The sequence below is a fragment of the Streptomyces flavalbus genome (assembly GCF_042674625.1).
Taxonomy (GTDB): domain Bacteria; phylum Actinomycetota; class Actinomycetes; order Streptomycetales; family Streptomycetaceae; genus Streptomyces; species Streptomyces flavalbus.
On sequence record NZ_JBHTEB010000001.1, the window covers coordinates 1,107,941 to 1,123,586 of the forward strand.

At 73.8% G+C, this 15,646-nt stretch carries 16 protein-coding genes; 6 read left to right on the forward strand and 10 right to left on the reverse strand.

Annotated elements, in window-relative coordinates:
- Positions 1 to 266: 266 nt before the first annotated feature.
- Together ACFQZ6_RS04790 and ACFQZ6_RS04795 are read right to left on the reverse strand one after the other, a co-directional pair.
- The gene (locus tag ACFQZ6_RS04790) at positions 267 to 824 is read right to left on the reverse strand and encodes a YbaK/EbsC family protein (RefSeq protein ID WP_381605101.1); all 558 of its coding nucleotides are present in this window, start codon (positions 822 to 824) and stop codon (positions 267 to 269) included.
- A gap of 43 nt (positions 825 to 867) precedes the next feature.
- Positions 868 to 1,440 (reverse strand): helix-turn-helix domain-containing protein, encoded by a 573-nt coding sequence (locus tag ACFQZ6_RS04795; protein ID WP_381605102.1) that lies wholly within the window; start codon positions 1,438 to 1,440, stop codon positions 868 to 870.
- A gap of 124 nt (positions 1,441 to 1,564) precedes the next feature.
- Between ACFQZ6_RS04795 and ACFQZ6_RS04800 the strand changes: the two genes are divergently transcribed.
- Positions 1,565 to 2,425, forward strand: coding sequence for an EamA family transporter (locus ACFQZ6_RS04800; RefSeq protein ID WP_381605103.1), 861 nt, complete (start codon positions 1,565 to 1,567; stop codon positions 2,423 to 2,425).
- A gap of 232 nt (positions 2,426 to 2,657) precedes the next feature.
- On the opposite strand, the gene ACFQZ6_RS04805 is transcribed toward ACFQZ6_RS04800, so the two are convergent.
- Positions 2,658 to 3,428, reverse strand: a complete 771-nt coding sequence (locus ACFQZ6_RS04805) for an acyltransferase (protein ID WP_381605104.1) — start codon at positions 3,426 to 3,428, stop codon at positions 2,658 to 2,660.
- A gap of 108 nt (positions 3,429 to 3,536) precedes the next feature.
- On the opposite strand from ACFQZ6_RS04805, the gene ACFQZ6_RS04810 reads away from it, so the two are divergent.
- Positions 3,537 to 4,067: a gamma carbonic anhydrase family protein gene (locus ACFQZ6_RS04810; RefSeq protein ID WP_381605105.1), complete on the forward strand. Its 531-nt coding sequence runs from the start codon at positions 3,537 to 3,539 to the stop codon at positions 4,065 to 4,067.
- A 67-nt stretch (positions 4,068 to 4,134) separates the two neighbouring features.
- On the opposite strand, the gene ACFQZ6_RS04815 is transcribed toward ACFQZ6_RS04810, so the two are convergent.
- From ACFQZ6_RS04815 to ACFQZ6_RS04825, 3 genes are all read right to left on the reverse strand, one after another.
- Positions 4,135 to 4,782, reverse strand: a complete 648-nt coding sequence (locus tag ACFQZ6_RS04815; protein ID WP_381605106.1) for a DedA family protein — start codon at positions 4,780 to 4,782, stop codon at positions 4,135 to 4,137.
- Positions 4,783 to 4,854: 72 nt separating this feature from the next.
- Complete coding sequence (locus ACFQZ6_RS04820) at positions 4,855 to 7,317, reverse strand: beta-glucosidase family protein (protein WP_381605107.1); 2,463 nt, start codon at positions 7,315 to 7,317, stop codon at positions 4,855 to 4,857.
- A gap of 176 nt (positions 7,318 to 7,493) precedes the next feature.
- Positions 7,494 to 7,931 (reverse strand): DUF4442 domain-containing protein, encoded by a 438-nt coding sequence (locus ACFQZ6_RS04825; RefSeq protein ID WP_381618082.1) that lies wholly within the window; start codon positions 7,929 to 7,931, stop codon positions 7,494 to 7,496.
- A 119-nt stretch (positions 7,932 to 8,050) separates the two neighbouring features.
- On the opposite strand from ACFQZ6_RS04825, the gene ACFQZ6_RS04830 reads away from it, so the two are divergent.
- Positions 8,051 to 9,094 carry a hypothetical protein gene (locus ACFQZ6_RS04830; protein WP_381605108.1) on the forward strand — a complete coding sequence of 348 codons (1,044 nt, stop codon included), beginning with the start codon at positions 8,051 to 8,053 and terminating at the stop codon, positions 9,092 to 9,094.
- 78 nt (positions 9,095 to 9,172) lie between these two features.
- The gene (locus tag ACFQZ6_RS04835; RefSeq protein ID WP_381605109.1) at positions 9,173 to 10,483 is read left to right on the forward strand and encodes an MFS transporter; all 1,311 of its coding nucleotides are present in this window, start codon (positions 9,173 to 9,175) and stop codon (positions 10,481 to 10,483) included.
- Positions 10,484 to 10,578: 95 nt separating this feature from the next.
- Here ACFQZ6_RS04835 and ACFQZ6_RS04840 read toward each other — a convergent pair whose 3' ends face one another.
- The 3 genes from ACFQZ6_RS04840 to ACFQZ6_RS04850 form a co-directional block, all read right to left on the reverse strand.
- The gene (locus tag ACFQZ6_RS04840) at positions 10,579 to 11,430 is read right to left on the reverse strand and encodes a spermidine synthase (protein WP_381605110.1); all 852 of its coding nucleotides are present in this window, start codon (positions 11,428 to 11,430) and stop codon (positions 10,579 to 10,581) included.
- 61 nt (positions 11,431 to 11,491) lie between these two features.
- Positions 11,492 to 12,661, reverse strand: coding sequence for an elongation factor Tu (tuf, locus tag ACFQZ6_RS04845; RefSeq protein ID WP_381605111.1), 1,170 nt, complete (start codon positions 12,659 to 12,661; stop codon positions 11,492 to 11,494).
- A 95-nt stretch (positions 12,662 to 12,756) separates the two neighbouring features.
- Entirely contained in the window at positions 12,757 to 12,960 is a 204-nt protein-coding gene (locus tag ACFQZ6_RS04850; RefSeq protein WP_381605112.1) for a hypothetical protein, read from the reverse strand.
- Between the two features lie 37 nt (positions 12,961 to 12,997).
- Here ACFQZ6_RS04850 and ACFQZ6_RS04855 point away from each other — a divergent pair, with 37 nt between their 5' ends.
- Positions 12,998 to 13,759, forward strand: a complete 762-nt coding sequence (locus ACFQZ6_RS04855) for a TVP38/TMEM64 family protein (protein WP_381605113.1) — start codon at positions 12,998 to 13,000, stop codon at positions 13,757 to 13,759.
- Positions 13,760 to 13,766: 7 nt separating this feature from the next.
- Here the strand turns inward: ACFQZ6_RS04855 and ACFQZ6_RS04860 are convergent, their stop codons facing one another.
- The gene (locus ACFQZ6_RS04860) at positions 13,767 to 14,936 is read right to left on the reverse strand and encodes a thiolase family protein (protein WP_381605114.1); all 1,170 of its coding nucleotides are present in this window, start codon (positions 14,934 to 14,936) and stop codon (positions 13,767 to 13,769) included.
- Positions 14,937 to 15,050: 114 nt separating this feature from the next.
- Here ACFQZ6_RS04860 and ACFQZ6_RS04865 point away from each other — a divergent pair, with 114 nt between their 5' ends.
- Entirely contained in the window at positions 15,051 to 15,521 is a 471-nt protein-coding gene (locus tag ACFQZ6_RS04865) for a winged helix-turn-helix transcriptional regulator (protein ID WP_381605115.1), read from the forward strand.
- Positions 15,522 to 15,646: the final 125 nt, after the last annotated feature.

Consider the following 15,646-nt stretch of genomic DNA (forward strand, 5'->3'; position numbering starts at 1 on the left):
ACGCGGAGGGCACCGCACGCTCCCCCGATTCCCGCGCACGGCACCCTCCGCCCCCTCCTCCCCCCGGGGCCGGGCCTAGCTCCAGCAGGAGCAGCTCACCCGGGTGCATCACGGTCTCGTCGCGTCCCTGGGCGATCCACGTCTCGCTATGGAGCGCTGAGTACGTCACCGGTTCCCCCCTGGAAAGGCAGCCCGTCACCAGTGCTACCCATCCGGCGGCACCCCCGACCCCGGCCCCGCCCCGGGGCGACCGGCCCGCGCCGGGATCAGGCCACTCCCAGCCCTTCCAGCACCACGGCCCCGGGCAGTTCCGCGAACGCCTTCCCCGGTACCAGCAGTTTGCCGCGGCGGCGACCGCTGCCCACCAGGACGTACGGCAGGTCGACCACGGCCGCGTCGACGAGCAGGGGCCAGGTCTCGGGCAGGCCGATGGGGGTGATGCCGCCGTACTCCATGCCGGTCTCACCGGTGGCCGTGTCCATCGGCGCGAAGGACGCCTTGCGGGCGCCGAGTTGGCGGCGGACGGCGTTGTTGACGTCGACGCGGGTGGTGGAGAGCACGACGCAGGCGGCCAGGGTGGTCTCGCCGCCCCGCTTGCCCGCGACGACCACGCAGTTCGCGGACCGCTCCAGCAGGTCCTGCCCGTAGTGCTCGACGAAGACGGCGGTGTCGGCCCACCGCGGGTCGGTGTCGACGTACACGATCTGCTCGGCGGGGACGCTGCCGCGCCAGTGGCGTACGGCGTCCGCGACCGGGCCGGTGAGTTCGTCGAGGGCGTCGGGGGCGGGGATGGCCGTGTCGAAGTCTCCGATGGGTGCGCGCATGGCGGCACCGTAACAGCAGCCCGGCGCCGGTCCGCCGGGTGTCTCAGTGCACGGGCGGCACGGAGACCGCGAGCACCATCTCCATCGGTACGTCGCCCTGGTTGCCGTAGGTGTGCGGGACGTCGCCCTCGAAGGACGCGCTGGCACCGGCCGGGATCCGGTGCTCGGCGCCGTCGACGGTGAGGGTCAGTTCGCCCGCCGTGACGTGGACGAGTTCGACGGTGCCGGTGGGGTGCGGGTCGGAGGAGCTGCCCTCGCCGGGCATCAGCCGCCAGTCCCACATCTCCAGCGGGCCCGGCGCCTCCGCGCCCGCGAGGAGGCGGCTGTAGCTGCCCGCGTCGGTGTGCCACAGCCGTACCACCTGGTCGGCGGGGACGACGCGCACCTTGGGCCCCTGCTCGTAGTCGAGCAGCGTGGTGATGCTGACGCCGAGGGCGTCGCCGATCTTCACGACCGTGCCGAGGCTGGGGTTGGTGCGGGCCTGCTCGATCTGGATGAGCATCCCGCGGCTGACCCCGGCACGGGCGGCCAGGGTGTCCAGGGTGAAGCCGCGCTCGGTGCGCCAGCGTTTGACGTTGCGGGCCAGGGACTGGGTCAGCAGGTCGAGGTCCGACACATCACATCCAGGGGAAGCGTCCAGGGCCGCCATAACGGCCAATATTTTGGATGACCTAGTTCAATGCAGTGCACTACTGTGTGGTGCACCCGATCGTGCACCGAACTGTACTGCGAGGCCACCCGTGACAGCATTCTTCGCCCTGCTCACCAGCCTGTTGTGGGGACTGGCCGACTTCGGCGGCGGGCTGCTCACCCGGCGCGCCCCGGCCCTGACGGTGGTCGTCGTCTCGCAGGGGATCGCGGCGGTGGTGCTCGGGGCGATCGTGGTCGCCACCGGCGGCTGGAGCGAGGCGGGGCCACGGCTCTGGTTCGCCGTCGGCGCCGGGCTGGTCGGCCCGATCGCCCTGCTCGCCTTCTACCAGGCGCTCGCGCAGGGTCCGATGGGCGTGGTCTCCCCGCTCGCCACCCTGAGCGTCGCCGTCCCGGTCGGGGTCGGTCTGGTCTTCCTCGGTGAGCGTCCGGGGCTGGTGCAGGTCGCGGGGATCGCCGTCGCCGTGGGCGGGGTCGTCCTGGCGGGCGGGCCGCAACTGCGGGGCGCGCCGGTGCAGCGGCGCACGATCCTGCTGACGCTGGTCGCGGCGCTCGGCTTCGGCACGGTGTTCGCGCTGATCGCGGAGGCGTCGACGACCCTCACCGGGCTGTTCCTCGCCCTGTTCGTGCAGCGCGTGGTCAACGTCGCCGTCGGCGGCGCCGCACTCTGGACCACCGTACGGCGCGGGGCGCCCGCGCTGCCCGAGGGCGGCTTTCCCTGGGCCTCGCTGCCCGCGCTGGCCTTCGTCGGGCTCGCCGACGTGGCGGCCAACGGGACGTACTCCATCGCCGCCCAGCACGGTCCGGTCACCGTGGCGGCGGTGCTCGCCTCGCTCTACCCGGTGGTGACGGCGCTGGCCGCCCGCGGTTTCCTCCGGGAGCGACTGCGCGCCCTCCAGGCGACGGGCGCGGGGCTGGCCCTCGCGGGGACACTGCTGCTGGCGGCGGGCTGACCGCCCAGGACACCGGGCCGACCACCCGCAGCACCGGGCCGACCACCCAGGACACCCGGCCGACCACCCAAAACACCGGGCCGACCACCCAAGACACCCGGCCGACCACCCAAAGCACCGGGCCGACCACCCAAGACACCCGGCCGACCACCCAGGACACCCGGCCGACCACCCAAGACACCGAGCCGACCGCCCAAGGCACCACCACGGCCCGACCGCCGCGCGGTCCCGGTCAGGACTCCGCCTCGACCTCCCACTGCGCCAGCCGCGCCGCCGCCTCCTCGTCGAGGTCGGCGAGCGCCATCAACTGGTCCGTGGTGACCCCTTCGGGTATCGGCACCGGCGCCGGTGTCCGCAGCGGCGGCTGCCAGCCGTCGGCCGCCGTCCAGCGCCGTACGACCCGGGCGGGCGCGCCCGCCACCACCGCGTGGTCGGGCACCGTGCCGCGCACCACCGCGCCCGCCGCCACCACCACGTTCCGCCCGATCCGCGCGCCCGGCAGGATCACCGCGCCGGTGCCGATCCAGCAGCCGGGGCCGATCTCCACCGGCTCCATCCGCGGCCACTGCTTGCCGATCGGCTCGTGCGGGTCGTCGTAGGAGTGGTTCGTGGAGGTGACGTAGACGTACGGGCCGAAGTAGCAGTCGCTGCCGATGGTGACCGTCGTGTCCGCGATGACATGGCTGCCGCGGCCGAGGACGACACCGTCGCCGATGCGCAGGATGGGCTCCGCGCCGAGGTCGAGGCCCGGCATCAGACCGGCCGTCAGGGTGACCTGCTCACCGACGATGCAGTGCGCGCCGAGGTGGATCCAGGGCTCCCCGAAGACCGTGCCGAGCGGGAAGGCGAGCCGGGTGCCGTGGCCCAGGGCGCCGAAGCGGAAACGGCCGGGGTGCGCCGCGGTCACCGAGCCGGTGCGCTGCGCCCAGGCCCAGACCGCGTGGACGGCGCGCTGCGCCAGGCGGCGGCCCCAGGATGAGAACGTGTTCTTGCGCTTCGGCACCCGCTCACGGTACTCAGCGCGCGGCGCGCCCCGGGGACCGAGGCCCTGTGATCTTCGCCCCACCGCCGCCCGGTACGGTGCCGTACATCACCTGACCAGGAGGCGACGATGACGCACAAGGCGCTGATCACCGGCATCGGTGGCAAGGACCCGAAGGTGGACGCGGAGGCGTTCGTCGCCCCGACCGCCTCGGTGATCGGGGACGTGACGCTGCACGCGGGGGCGAGCGTCTGGTACGGCGCCGTACTGCGCGGCGACGTCGAGCGGATCACCGTCGGCGCGGGCAGCAACGTGCAGGACAACTGCACCCTGCACGCCGACCCCGGGTTCCCCGTCACCGTCGGCGAACGGGTCTCCATCGGGCACAACGCGGTGGTGCACGGCGCGACCGTCGAGGACGACTGCCTGGTCGGCATGGGCGCCACCGTCCTCAACGGGGCGGTGATCGGGGCGGGGTCGCTGGTCGCCGCGCAGGCGCTGGTGCCGCAGGGGATGCGGGTGCCGCCGGGGTCGCTGGTGGCGGGGGTTCCGGCGAAGGTCAGGCGGGAGCTGACGGAGGAGGAGCGGCAGGGGGTCTCGCTGAACGGCGCGGTGTACGCCGACCTCGCCGAGGCGCACCGGGGCGCGCTCGGGGAGTGACGGTTGGCTCCCGGCCTTCGAAGGTCCGCGCCCCTTGAAGGTCCGTGCCCTTTGAAGGCAGGCCGGTTCAGCCGCCCGCGTTGGCGGGTTCCGGTTCCTGCTCCGCCGCCGCCGTCGCCTTCGCCGCCTTGCGTTTGACCACCAGCAGGGAGGTCAGGCCGACCAGGACCGCCAGGACCAGGCCCAGCCAGGAGAACCGCTTCAGCCATGCCTCGGCGACCACGCCGACGTAGTAGATGACGGCGGTGGTGCCGCCCGCCCACAGGATGCCGCCGAGGACGTTGGCGGTGAGGAACTTCCAGTACGGCATCCGCAGCACACCCGCGAGCGGCCCGGCGAAGATCCGCAACAGGGCGATGAACCGGCCGAAGAAGACGGCCCACATGCCCCACTTCTGGAAGGAGCGCTCGGCGGTGGCGATGTGCCCCTCGCTGAAGTGCCGGGGGAACTTCGCGCCGAGCCAGGCCAGCAGGGGCCGTCCGCCCTTGCGGCCGATGGCGTAGCCGATGGAGTCGCCGACGATGGCACCGGTGGTGGCGCAGGCGCCGAGGATGACCGGGTTGATCTCACCGTGCTGGGAGGCCAGCAGCGCCGAGGAGACCAGGATGATCTCACCGGGCAGCGGGATGCCCAGGCTCTCCAGGCCGATGACCACGCCGACCAGCAGATAGATGCTGAGCGGCGGCACCGTTTCGAGCCATTCCTGGACGTGCAAGGCCGCTTCCTCCCCTGTGCCGGACCGGTCGTTCCCGGCGCACGCTCACGGGCGAGCGTGCGCCGGGGCAGCCTACCCGGTCCCGACCCGCACGCTGGCGCGCAGCCGCAGATCACGCGACGAGGCGCCGACCCACACGGCGCGCCGCCCGGTGCCCAGCACCCAGTCGTGGTGGGCCGGGTCCCAGGACGACAGCGTCCGCGCCGCCACCCGCACGGTCACCCGGCGCCGCTCCCCCGCCGCGAGCGCCAGCCGCCGGTACCCGGCCAGCACCCGCACCGGCTGGTCGAGCCGCAGGTCGGGCGAGGGGCCGACGTACACCTGCGGTACGGCGATCCCGTCCCGGCCCCCGGTGTTGCGCACGGTGAACGCCACCTCAAGCCCGCCGCTCCCGTCGGCGCGGGCCGTCAGCCCGCCGTAGGCGAAGGAGGTGTACGACAGTCCGTGGCCGAAGGGGAACAGGGGCCGCACGCCCCGCGCGTCGTACCAGCGGTGGCCGACGTGCACGCCCTCCGAGTACTCCTGCACGCCGTTGACGCCCGGGTAGCGGTGGGCGTCGGCGGCGGTGGGGTGGTGGCCGTCGTCGGCGGGGAACGTCTGGGTGAGACGGCCGCCCGGGTCGCGGTCGCCGAACAGGACGGCGGCGGTGGCCGGGGCGCCCTCCTGGCCGGGGTAGTACATCTGGAGCACCGCGCCGGTGCCGGGCAGCCAGGGCATCGCGGTCGCGGACGAGGTGTTGAGGACCACGGTGGTGCGCGGGTTGGCCGCGGTGACCGCCCCGATGAGCGCCTCCTGGTTGCCCGGCAGCGCGAGGCTGGCGCGGTCCTGGCCCTCGGTGGCGTCCTCGTAGGCGAAGAGCACGACCTGGTGGGCGGCGCGGGCGGCGCGGACCGCCTCGGCCACGTCGGCGGCGCGGGTGGTGGGGCTGATGCGGCGCAGCCGGAACAGCAGGCCGTCCTTGCCGCCCTGCGCGGTGACACGCAGCCGGTGCGGGCCCGCGGTGAGGCGGCGGGTGGCGCGGCGCACGGCGAGGCCGTCGGGGGCGGCGGTGCCGAGTCCGCCCATGAAGTACTCCCCGAAGTCGGGCGCGACGGGGAAGAGTTCGTCGCCGTCGAGGAGGACCTCGGGCCGGGCGAGGGGGTCGCCGGAGAAGTGCAGGACGAAGGTCCAGTCGTCGGCGTCGGCCTCGGGCACGGTGAGGGTGCCGTCGTAGGCCCAGGTCCGTCCGGCGTCGACGCCCTGGCCCTCGGTGGCGAAGCCGGGGTCGAGGGCCGAGGCGGGGACGGGTTGGCCGAAGAGGTCCTCACCGAGGGCGTACGACACCTGGGTGCCCTCTCCCGCGCGGGCGCGGATCTCGGTGAGGGGGGTGGTCGCCCGGTCGGGGACGACGTGGGCGCTGCCGCCGCCGCCGACGAAGGGCGTCGCGCCGGTCGGGCCGATGACGGCGATGCTGTCGCCGCTGGTCAGCGGCAGGGTGCCGGACTCGTTGCGGAGCAGGGTCGCGCCCGCCTCGGCGACCTCCCGGGCGAGGGCGGCCCCCGCGCGGGCGTCCCGGTCCGGGCGTGCGGGGGCGCTGCCGTCGAGGAGCCCGAAGCGGTCGAGGACGGTGAGGATGCGGCGGACCGCCCGGTCGACGTGCCGTTCGGGGACGCTGCCGTCGCGGACGGCGGTCTTCAGCGCCGTACCGAGGTATTTGCCGTCCGGCATCTCCATGTCGAGTCCGGCGGTGAGGGCGCGGGCGGCGCTGTGGGCCGCGAACCAGTCGGTCATGACCCAGCCGTCGAAGCCCCAGCGGTTCCGCAGGACGTCGGTGAGCAGGGCGCCGTTCTCGCAGGCGTAGGTGCCGTTGACCTTGTTGTAGGCGCCCATGACGGCGCCGGTGCGGGCGGCGACGGCGGCCTCGAAGCCGCGCAGTTCGGTCTCGTGCAGGGTGCGCTCGTCGGCGCGGGCGTCGATGGACTGGCGGTCCTTCTCCTGGTTGTTGAGGGCGAAGTGCTTGACGGTGGCGATCAGGCCCTCGCCCTGGATGCCCTCGATCTCGGCGGCGACGAGGTCGGCGGCGAGGAGGGGGTCCTCGCTGAACGTCTCGAAGTTGCGGCCCGCGTACGGGGTGCGGATGAGGTTGACCATCGGGGAGAGCAGCACGTCCTGGCCGAGGGCGCGGCCCTCGCGCCCGATGACCTCGCCGTAGCGGCGGGCGAGGACGGGGTCGAAGGCGGCGGCCAGCAACACCGGGGCGGGCAGGGCGGTGGCGTGGGCGGTGACGCGGACCCCGGCGGGGCCGTCGGCGAGGCGGAGCGGCGGGATGCCGAGGCGTTTCACCCCGGGGACGTAGCCCGCCTGGCCGAGCGGGTCGGGGTCGGGGGCGCCGTGCAGCAGGGAGATCTTCTCGTCGAGGGTGAGCCGGGCGAGGAGCCGTTCGACGCGGGAGGCGGCGCCAGCGTGGGCCCGCGCCGGGGTGGGCAGCGCCGCGGCGACGGTGAGGGCGCCGCCGAGCAGCCAGAGCGCGGAGCGCCGGGGGACGGGTTCGGTCATGGGCCGTCACTCCTTGGGTGAGGGGGCAACCGCGAATGCCTTGTCCGGGCACTATGCGCCGGACTGCCCTGACACACCATCAGGCGGGCGCCGTCGGCGCGGCGGCATCCACCCGGCGGGGCAACACGAAGGCCCGTACGGGCACTTCCGTACGGGCCTTGTACGCACCGGCCCCCTCAGCCGTTGGGACGCAGCGTCCAGACCACCGTCATCTCACTGGTCACGGCGCCGTCCGCGCGCTGCACGGCCACGGTCACGGGGAACTCCGGGCGCTTGCCCTCGTCGAGTTCGGAGACGACCTCGGCGATCGGGCGGCCCAGCGTCGCGGTGGCGGTGACGGGGCCGAGGGCGATCTTCTTGAACGCGATCTCGGCGTGCACCGGCAGCGGGGTGGCGCGCGAGAGCTGGTCCCCGAAGGCGGCGAGGACGATCGCGCCGCTCGCGGACTCGCCCAGGGTGAACATGGCGCCCGCGTGCGGTCCGCCGACGTGGTTGCGGTACTCCTCCTGGTCCGGCAGGGCCAGCACGGCCTTCTCCGGGGTGGTCTCCAGGTACTCCAGGTTCAGGGTCCGGACCATCGGCACCGTGGCGGCGAGCAACTCGCCGATCGACATCTGATCTGCGCTCATGGCCGCAGGTTACCCACGAGTAGCCTCCAGAGGCCAGGTTTGCTACGTCCCTGACAAGGGCCGGTGACCGAATCGTGTCCGGGGCAGCACTAGGGTTACGCCCCATGTGGCCAGGACAGCAGCCGCCCGGGGGCGAGCAGAACCCGCAGCAGCCGAACACACCCAACCCCTACCAGCAGCCGGGGTACCAGCAGCCGAATCCGTACCAGCAGCCGGGTTACCAGCAGCCCAACCCGTATGCCCAGCAGCCGGGGCAGCAGCCCCAGTGGGGCGCGCCGCAGCCGGTGGGCGCCCCGCAGGCGCAGCCCGGCGGCGGGGGCGGCGGGGGCGGGAACCGGACGAAGCTGACCGCGATCATCGCGGCCACGGCGGTCGTGGTGGCCGCCGGGGTCACCGGGTTCCTGGTCCTGGGAGGCGACAAGGACGACGAGGCGGACGGCGGCAAGGACGACAAGAAGGCCAGCCAGTCCGCGTCCCCGTCCACCGAGCCGAGCGAGACCGCCTCCGGCTCCGAGGACAACCCGCGCGGCGCCGACGACCTGAAGCCGACCATCGACGGCTGGAAGGTCGTGGTGAACCCCAAGTGGGGCACCGCCTTCGACGTACCGGCCGACTGGGAGGTGCAGTCCCCCGGTCTGACCATCGGCTTCGAGGACCCCGAGTCCGACGACGCCAAGCCGATCATCGTCATGACGGCGCCCGCGATCTACAAGTCCAAGTGGTGCACCGAGGACGACGACAAGGACGGCCAGACGGACGACACCCACCTCGCCGCTTCCGGCACCAAGGGCGCGAGCGGCGCCAAGAGCACCGACGAGGTCGCCGTGAACACGGTCGCCTGGTGGGTCTACGGCGGTTACACCCAGCCCGACAAGAAGAGCATCACCTTCGACGAGAAGGCCACGCCGTACACCACCAAGGCGGGCGTCGAGGGCAGCGTCGCCTGGGCGGAGTCGAAGAACACGCCGCAGAAGGGCAAGTGCGCCAGCGACGGCAAGGCGGTCACCTTCGGCTTCAAGAACTCCGCCGGTGACTTCGTGTCGTGGAACTTCTACGGCGCCAAGGGCGTCAAGGACGAGGTCCCCAAGGAGACCATCCTGAAGATCCTCAGCACGGTACGGCTGCACGGGGAGCCCACCGGCGGCTGACCGAGGCTGGCCCGATCCCGCCGTTGACATGGGAGGAAGGGTTTGGCAAGTCGGGGCGGGGGCGGCGATAGTCAGCCGGTGAGCACCCGCACCGACGGCGCACCCCGCCGCCCGCACCGCCCGCGCCGACCGGCGTGGGCGGGCCGCAACTACAGCCTGCTGACCGCCTCGGCGTTCATCACCAGCCTCGGCAGCCACGGCGCCCTGATCGCCGCCGCGTTCGCGGTCCTGGAGGCGGGCGGCGACGGCGGCGACGTCGGTCTGGTGGCCGCCGCCCGCACCCTGCCGCTGGTGGTGTTCCTTCTGATCGGCGGCGCGGTCGCGGACCGGCTGCCCCGGCACCGGGTGATGGTCGCGGCCAACGCCCTCAACTGCGTCTCGCAGGGCGTCTTCGGCGTGCTGGTGCTGACCGGGCAGCCGCAGCTCTGGCAGATGATGCTGCTGACCGCGCTCGGCGGCACCGGCCAGGCGTTCTTCAGCCCGGCGGCGGAGGGCATGTTGCTCTCCTCCGTGCAGGGCGAGCAGGCCAGCCGGGCGTTCGCGGTGTTCCGGATGGCGATGCAGGGCGCGGCGGTCGGCGGTGCCGCGCTGGGCGGTGCGATGGTCGCCGCCGTCGGGCCCGGCTGGGTGCTGGCGGCGGACGCGGTGGCGTTCGCCGCCGCCGGTTCGCTGCGGTCCTTCCTCGACGTCAGCCACATCGCGCCGCGCGAGCCGGGCGGCGGGCTGCTGTCCGACCTGCGGGAGGGCTGGCGGGAGTTCACCGGGCGGCCCTGGCTGTGGGGCATCGTCGTGCAGTTCTCCATCGCCAACGCGGTCGTCGGCGCGGCCGACGCGGTCTACGGTCCGCTGGTCGCCCGGGACCACCTGGGCGGGGCGGGGCCCTGGGGGCTGGCGCTCGGCTTCTTCGGGGCGGGCACGGTGGCGGGCGCGCTGCTGATGACCCGCTGGAAGCCGCGCCGTCTGCTGCTCGCGGGCACGCTGTGCGTCTTCCCGCTCGCCCTGCCGTCCGCCGCGCTCGCGGTGCCGGTGTCGATCGAACTGCTCTGCGCGACGATGTTCCTCACCGGCGTCACCCTGGAGGTCTTCGGGGTCTCCTGGATGACCGCGCTGCACCAGGAGATACCCGAGGAGAAGCTCTCCCGCGTCTCGGCGTACGACTGGTTCGGCTCCGTCGCGCTGCTGCCGCTGGCGACCGCGCTGGCCGGACCCACGGAGACCGCGTTCGGGCGTGAGAACGCGCTGTGGGGCTGCGCCGCCCTGATCGTCGTGGTCACGGCGCTGGTGCTGACGGTGCCCGAGGTGCGCGAGCTGCGGCGCCGGGGCGGCAAGGAGATCGCGTCGTCGCCCGCGTCCGACGAGACGGCGGGCGCGGAACGCGCCGCGGGCTGAGCGCGCCGTCGTCCGGCGGCCCACCCCGAACGCCCCCTCCGTCAGCCCACCCCGAACCGCCCCGTCCGTCGGCCCACCCCGATCCGCGCCGTCCGTCAGCCGACCCCGAACGCCCCCTCCGGCGGCACCGGCGACGGCACCGCGTCCGCGTCCTGGACCGGCCGCGCCCCGGCGGTGAGGTCGCGCAGGGCGGCGCCGTGTTCGACGCGCGCCGGGAAGGCGTCGGCGGCGGTGCGGCGGGCGAGAGCGGGCAGGTCCAGCGGCCGGTGGGCGGCGACGAGGACCATGTTGCCGAACCGCCGTCCGCGCAGCACCCCCGGCTCCGCGATCAGCGCCAGCTCCTCGAAGACCCCGGCGAACGTGGCGAGCTGGGAGCGCAGGAACCCGAACGGCGCCCCGTCGGCGAGGTTGGCCAGGTAGACCCCGTCCGGCCGCAGCACCCGCGCGGCCTCCCGCGCGTACGCCACGGACGTCAGGTGCGCGGGTACCCGGGAGCCGCCGAAGACGTCCGCGACGAGCACGTCGGCCCGGTCCGCGGGCGCCGCCTCCAGCCAGGCCCGCGCGTCCGCGGCGTGCAGGGCGATCCCGCTGCCCTCCGGGACGGGCAGGTGCTCGGCGACCAGCGCCAGCAGGCCCCGGTCGGCCTCCACGACGTCCTGCCGGGACCCGGGGCGGGTCGCCGCCAGATAGCGGGGCAGGGTGAGCGCCCCGCCGCCGAGATGCAGCGCGTCCAGCGGCAGGCCGGGCTCCGCCACCGTGTCCAGCACGTGCCCGAGCCGTCGGGCGTACTCGAACTCCAGGTGCGTCGGCTCGTCCAGGTCGACGTACGACTGCGGCGCCCCGTCCACCGTCAGCAGCCAGGCCCGCGCACGGTCGACGTCCGGCAGCAGCTTGGCGGTGCCGTGGTCGACGGCTCGGGTGACGGGGATCGGCTCGGGCTCTCTCACCCGCCCATTGTGCCGGGGCGCACCCGGGCCGGTTCGGGCCCGGGTGCGCCGCGCGCTCGGCTCAGCGCACCTCCGTGACCGTGCCCGCGCCGATCGTCCTGCCGCCCTCACGGATGGCGAAGCCGAGGCCGGGCTCCAGCGGGACCGGACGGCCCAGTTCCACCGTCATCGCGACGGTGTCGCCGGGCCGGGCCACCGCCCTCTCCCCGAGGTCGACGTCACCGACCACGTCCGCGGTGCGGATGTAGAACTGCGGCCGGTACCCGGTGGCGACCGGCGTCGTCCGGCCGCCCTCGCGCGCGGACAGCACGTACACCCGCGCGGTGAACCGCCGTCGCGGCTCCACGCTGCCCGGCGCGGCGACGACGTGCCCGCGCCGGACGGCGTCCCGGGGGACGCCGCGCAGCAGCAGCGCCACGTTGTCCCCGGCCTGCGCCTCCTCCATCGGCTTGCCGAAGGTCTCCAGGCCGGTGACGACGGTCTCCAGGTCGGCGCCGAGCACCTCGACCCGGTCGCCCACGCGTACCGTGCCGCGCTCCACCGCGCCGGTGACGACGGTGCCGCGCCCGGTGATGGTGAGCACGTTCTCCACGGGCAGCAGGAACGGCGCGTCGACGTACCGCTCGGGCATCGGCACGTAGGTGTCGACCGCGTCGAGCAGCGCCTCGATGGCCGCCGTCCACTTCGGGTCGCCCTCCAGCGCCTTCAGCCCGGAGACCCGTACGACGGGCGCGGCGTCGCCGCCGTAGCCGTGCGCGGTGAGCAGGTCGCGGACCTCCAGCTCCACCAGGTCGGTCAGCTCCTCGTCCCCGGCGTCGGCCTTGTTCAGGGCGACGACGATGTGGTCGACGCCCACCTGCCGGGCGAGCAGCACGTGTTCGGCGGTCTGCGGCATGATCCCGTCCAGCGCGGAGACGACGAGGATGGCCCCGTCGAGCTGGGCGGCGCCGGTGACCATGTTCTTCACGTAGTCGGCGTGACCGGGCATGTCGACGTGCGCGTAGTGGCGGGTGTCGGTCTCGTACTCGACGTGCGCGATGTTGATGGTGATGCCGCGCGCCGCCTCCTCCGGGGCCCGGTCGATGCGGTCGAACGGGACGAAGGTGCCGGAGCCGCGCTCGGCGAGGACCTTGGTGATGGCGGCGGTCAGGGTGGTCTTGCCGTGGTCGACGTGGCCCATGGTGCCGATGTTGAGATGCGGTTTGGTGCGGACGTAGGCCGTCTTGGGCATGGCTGTACCTCGAAGTCACTGCGGAGTGGGAGACGGGGACCCCGGGAACTCGCCGACCCTCCCCCTGCGGGGTCCGCCGGACGATCCGGGGAGGGTCAGCTTCGGGCGCCGTCGACGGCTGTCAGGAAGACGGGAACGGCAGCCTTCGGCGCATCCGCGAGCGCGGATGCCACGAGGAGGAAGGCGTGCCGGAACATGAGGTCGATCATCGCTGACGCGCCACCGGGCGTCGAATGGTTTTCCCGGCGGCCGGAACGCCGTGGCGCGGGCGTGACTGTGACGGTCGTGAGACGAACCATACGGCGATCACACACATCGGTCGGTTAGTGTCACGGGATGCTCGCCTCCACCCGCTCTGGCGGCACCACCACGGCCCCTCCCCAGGCCACCGTCCCGACCGCCGCCGCCGTCGCCCTGCCCGTCAGCCCCGCCGCCCGTGTGGTGCGGGTGCTGGTGTCGCCCTGGTCCCGCTTCTCGCTGCTGGTCGCGCTGCTCGCCGGGGCGGCCACGGCGGTGCTGCTGTTCGAACCGCAGCGGCTGCTGGCGCACGGCTGGCCGCCGCAGCTCGGCGGTGCCGCGGCGGCGCTGGTGTTCGCGGTGGCGTACGGGCTGTGCACGGTGGCGTTCGTGCCGCGGCCCCTGCTGAACCTGGCGGCGGGCGCGCTGTTCGGCTCCCAGTTGGGGCTGGGGGCGGCCGTCGCGGGCACCGTGCTGGGGGCCGGGATCTCCTTCGTGCTGGGCCGGGTGCTCGGGCAGGACGCGCTGCGTCCGCTGCTGCGGGGCCGGTTGCTGAAGGCGGCGGACGGGCAGCTCAGCAGGCACGCCTTCCGGTCGATGCTGGCGGTGCGGCTGTTCCCGGGCGTGCCGTTCGCCGCGGCGAACTACTGCGCCGCCGTCTCCCGCATGGGCATCCTGCCGTTCCTCCTCGCGACGGCGATCGGCACGATCCCGAACACCGCCGCGTACGCCGTCGCCGGGGCCCGCGCGTCGGCGCCGACGTCCCCCGCCTTCCTGATCGCGATGGCCTGCATCGCCGTGCCCGCGCTCGCGGGCGCGGTGGTGGCGTGGCGCAAGCGGCACCGGCTGCGGGGGCGCTGACGGCCGTTCAGAGGTTCTCCAGGACCATCGCGTTGGCGAGGCCGCCCGCCTCGCACATGGTCTGGAGGGCGTAGCGGGCTCCGCGCTCGTGCATCGCGTGCACCAGGGTGGTGGTGAGGCGGGCGCCGCTGGCGCCGAGCGGGTGGCCGAGGGCGATGGCGCCGCCGTGCACGTTGACCTTGGCGAGGTCGGCGCCGGTCTCCTGCTGCCAGGCCAGGACGACGCTGGAGAACGCCTCGTTGACCTCGAACAGGTCGATGTCGTCCAGGGTCAGGGCGGCCCTGCGCAGCACCTTCTCCGTCGCGGGGATGACGCCGGTGAGCATCAGCAGCGGGTCGGAGCCGGTGACGGCGAAGCTGTGCAGCCGGGCCAGCGGGCGCAGGCCGAGGCGGGCGGCGGTCTCGCTCGATGTGATCAGCACGGCGGCGGCGCCGTCGTTGAGGGGGCTGGCGTTGCCCGCGGTGATGTTCCACTCGATCTGCGGGAACCGCTCGGCGAAGTGCGGGTCGTGGTAGGCGGACCGGAGTCCGGCGAGGGTCTCGACGCTGCTGCCGGGCCGCACGCACTCGTCGCGGGCCACGCCGTCCAGGGGCGCCACCTCGGCGTCGAACAGCCCCGCGTCCCAGGCCGCGGCGGCCTTCTGGTGGGAGGCGGCGGCGAAGCCGTCCAGGCGCTCGCGCGTGAGGGACCACTTGGCGGCGATCAGTTCGGCGCTGATGCCCTGCGGGACCAGGCCCTCGGGGTAGCGCGCGGCGACGCCGGGTCCGAACGGGTCGGCGCCGGGCGGCACGTTGGACCACATCGGCACCCGGCTCATCGACTCGACGCCGCAGGCCACGACCAGGTCGTAGGCCCCGGCGAGGACGCCCTGGGCGGCGAAGTGGACGGCCTGCTGGGAGGAGCCGCACTGGCGGTCCACGGTGGTCGCCGGGACGGACTCGGGGAACCCCGCCGACAGGGCCGCGTAGCGGGTGGTGTTCATGGCCTGCTCGCCGACCTGGTCGACCGTGCCGCCGATGACGTCGTCGATCAGCGCGGGGTCGACGCCGGTGCGTTCGACGAGGGCGCGCAGGGTGTGGGCGAGGAGTTCGACGGGGTGGACATGGGCGAGGGCGCCGCCCGGCTTGCCCTTGCCGACGGGGGTGCGTACGGCTTCGACGATGACCGCGTCACGCATGTGCGGGCCTCCACTCCTGGGACGTCGGATGGGTCGGGAAGGCGGTGGGTTGGAAAACCAAACTCACCATAGCCTTGCGGGTTGGAAAATCAAACCCTCATTAGACTGAGCCCCATGGCCGCCAGAAAAGACCCGCGCCCCTGCTCCATCGCCGACACCCTGGCCCTGGTGGGCGAGAAGTACTCCCTGCTGGTCCTGCGGGAGGTGTGCCTCGGCAACGGACGCTTCGACCAGCTCGTGCGCAACACCGGCGCCCCGCGCGACATCCTCGCCTCCCGGCTGCGCCGCCTGGTCGACGCCGGGATCCTCACCAAGCGCGCCTACAGCGAGCGCCCGCAGCGCTTCGAGTACCGGCCGACCCAGGCCGGGCTCGAACTGGAGCCCGTACTGCTGACGTTGATGGCCTGGGGCGACCGGCACCTGCACGGCGACGGCGACCGCCCGATGGTCCTGGAGCACGTCTGCGGCAACGAACTCGTGCCGGTCGTCACCTGCACCGCCTGCGGGGACCCCGTGCGCCACGAGGACCTGATCTCCCACCCGCAGGTCCCCGGCTGGACGGTGAGCGGCCCGACGGCGGCATGATCGAAACGCCGTGACAGCGGCCGTCGCCCTTTCAAACCCCTGTGCAAGGCCCGACTTCCAGGGGCGCTACGCTGCCCTCCGGCACACCCGATCACCGCGTCCTCGGCGGCTCGGCGTGGCCGTCG